The 2287-nt window shown below is 61.1% G+C and carries 4 protein-coding genes; 1 reads left to right on the top strand and 3 read right to left on the bottom strand.

The window, feature by feature from the left end:
- Positions 1–198, top strand: a 198-nt coding sequence (locus tag JOZ06_RS13670) for a hypothetical protein (protein ID WP_293233342.1), incomplete at its 5' end; no start/stop codon positions are given.
- Positions 199–234: 36 nt separating this feature from the next.
- On the opposite strand, the gene JOZ06_RS13665 is transcribed toward JOZ06_RS13670, so the two are convergent.
- The 3 genes from JOZ06_RS13665 to JOZ06_RS13655 form a co-directional block, all read right to left on the bottom strand.
- Complete coding sequence (locus JOZ06_RS13665) at positions 235–450, bottom strand: hypothetical protein (RefSeq protein WP_293233340.1); 216 nt, start codon at positions 448–450, stop codon at positions 235–237.
- A gap of 93 nt (positions 451–543) precedes the next feature.
- On the bottom strand, positions 544–1527 hold the full coding sequence (locus tag JOZ06_RS13660; protein WP_293233338.1) for a substrate-binding domain-containing protein: 984 nt from the start codon (positions 1525–1527) through the stop codon (positions 544–546).
- Positions 1528–1551: 24 nt separating this feature from the next.
- The coding region (locus JOZ06_RS13655; RefSeq protein ID WP_293233336.1) for an N-acetylmuramoyl-L-alanine amidase at positions 1552–2287 on the bottom strand (736 nt) is incomplete at its 5' end.

The following is a 2287-nucleotide window of genomic DNA, read 5'->3' as shown; positions in this document are numbered from 1 at the left end:
CTCGCCGATACCACGGTGCTGGCGCTCGCGCCGCTCGAGCCCGGCGGTCCGCTGTGGCAAAGTCCGCTATGGCGCGCCATGCCGTTCGTGCGCACCGGCCGCTTCGCCACATTGCCCGCCACCTGGACCTACGGCGGCGTGTTTTCGCTGCAGTATTTGGCGGAGGGGATTGCGGCGGGTATGACGAAGGTAAAATAAGGCGTAGGATATCAGCGCGTTAGCGGCGTTTGCATCTCAACGCTCCGCTATGACCTGACCCAAACGATGTTCCTCATGCATTTGCAGATAACCGTCGACGGCTTGTTCGAACATGGCGCGGATTTCAGCAGCCGATTCGCCGGCATAGACCAGCGTGCCGTTGATAAACAGCACTTCACCCACCAGACATTCGTCTTCGTCGCTGTCATTGACCGTTCCGTAGTGACCCTTGTATTCCTGCAGATTGTTCATGTGGACCTGATCGCTGTGGCTAACGCCAAGAGGTGGAATAGTGGCATCACGGTATGGCAACAGCAAGGCAGCGCGGTTGTCAGCGCTTTCGCACTAGGGACTCGGTTTGAAAAACGGCGCCAAATCTTGCTTGTATTCAGGGGCATTGAGCGTTGTCTGCGTGACGAGGAAGGCGCCAGAATCGATGCTGTGCTTGGCGGGCATTTTGCCGTGGGTTGCACCAACCGCGATGGCAACCCCTTGATAGCCCATTTGGAAAGGCCTTTGCACGACTGTCGCGGCAAGCGTGCCATTACGCAGAGCGGTAATGAACCCCGCCGTCATGTCAAAACCGATCAGCTTGATTTTCCCGGCCAGCTTCAAGGTTTCCAGCGTCGCCAGCGCCGCCTCGGTCGTTGATTCGTTGGGCGTGAAAATGCCGTCGATCGGCGACTTGATGGTTTTCAAACGCTCAAGCATGTGGCCGCGCGCATCGCCGATGTTGCTACCCACCCATGTATCCAAGACGATCGACAGCCCTGCCGCCTTGGCGGTAGCGATAAAGCCTTTTTCCCGGTCGTCGGTCGATTGCACGCCGCGCTGCATGCGGAAGACGGCGACTTTGCCCTGTTTCGGCAGCATCCGGACCATGTGTTGGCCAGCCAACATGCCGGCGCGGTAGTTGTCTGTGGCCACGAACGCGATGGCGTCGCTGTTGCCGAAATCGCGGTCGATGTACACGGTGGGAACGCCGCTCGACGCGAATTGCTTGACTTCGACCGCGCGCTCCGGCGCGGAGGGGGCGAGCACCAACGCCTTGCAGTGCCGCTGCAGGATAATTTTCAGGATTTCTTTCTGGTCGTCGGGATTGCGCTCATCGCTGGGGCCCCGGTAGTAGATGTCGATGCCCAGCTCCTGCCCCGCTTGTTGCGCGCCGCGCTTCACTTCGTTCCAGAACGCATGGCCGCCGCCGGCAGGAACGACGCCCACGCAGTCCTTGGCCAAAGCCGCTGTACCGATCAGAAGAAAGGAGAACGTGCCGACGAGCGCGGAGATATATGACGATAGCATGGCGTCATGGGGCCAGGGTGGTAACAACGGTTATCATAGTTTGAATTGGCGTCAGTTTGTTATGCCTTGCGCGAGTAGACAGCGGCGGAGGCCGTCGGCCACGGCTCGCGCGAGCTTGTTCTCCACGTCCGGCAGCATGAGCCGGGCCTCTTCCTGCGGATTAACGATCACGCCATGCTCGACCAACAGCGCCGGTTGGCGCGCGGTTTTGAGCACCACCAGATCGTCGAACCAATAAATTCCCAACGAGGCGTCGGCCAGCGGACGGTTTTCGCCGGCAATCGGCTCTGCGTGGTGCAGCGTTGGCGTTTCGCCGGCCGCCGAGAGGGCCCGCGCGACCTCGCGCGCGCAGGCCAGGCTTTGTGCCGGGTAGGGGTTCTTGCGCGAGACAAATACTGAATAACCATGGAAACGGCTGGCGTCGGACAGGTATTGCGGCTGCACCGAATCGTGGTGTACCGATACGAACAACCGCTGTTGGCGGGCGAGTAGCGTGCGGTCGGTCAGTTGGGTCATGTCGCCGGCCTCGCCGATCAGCCTGCTCGTGACGCCGTCGGCGCTCAGCGCCTGTTGCAGCAGCCTGGCCTGGCGCTGGTTGAAGCTGAATTCGGTCGCGCCGCTGGCGGCAAGCGCGCCGGGTGCCGCCAGCGAATGACCGACGTCGATCGCCACCGCCGGCGGCGCATCGGCCCACGCGGCATTGGCCAGTAGACCGAGTGCCAACGAATAGGAGAACAGGCGATGAGGCATGGTCGAGGTGTGCGTTAAGGTTGCTGCGTATTTTAGC

It is taken from the genome of Paludibacterium sp. (assembly GCF_019232825.1).
In the GTDB taxonomy this organism is placed as follows: Bacteria; Pseudomonadota; Gammaproteobacteria; order Burkholderiales; family Chromobacteriaceae; genus Paludibacterium.
The sequence above is the reverse complement of the archived record's forward strand: the minus strand, read 5'-3'. Positions and strand labels throughout refer to the sequence as shown.

What these genes read in the sequence shown, in the direction of transcription:
- JOZ06_RS13665 (WP_293233340.1), bottom strand. Translation starts at nt 450, where the DNA reads ATGAACAATCTGCAGGAATACAAGGGTCACTACGGAACGGTCAATGAC.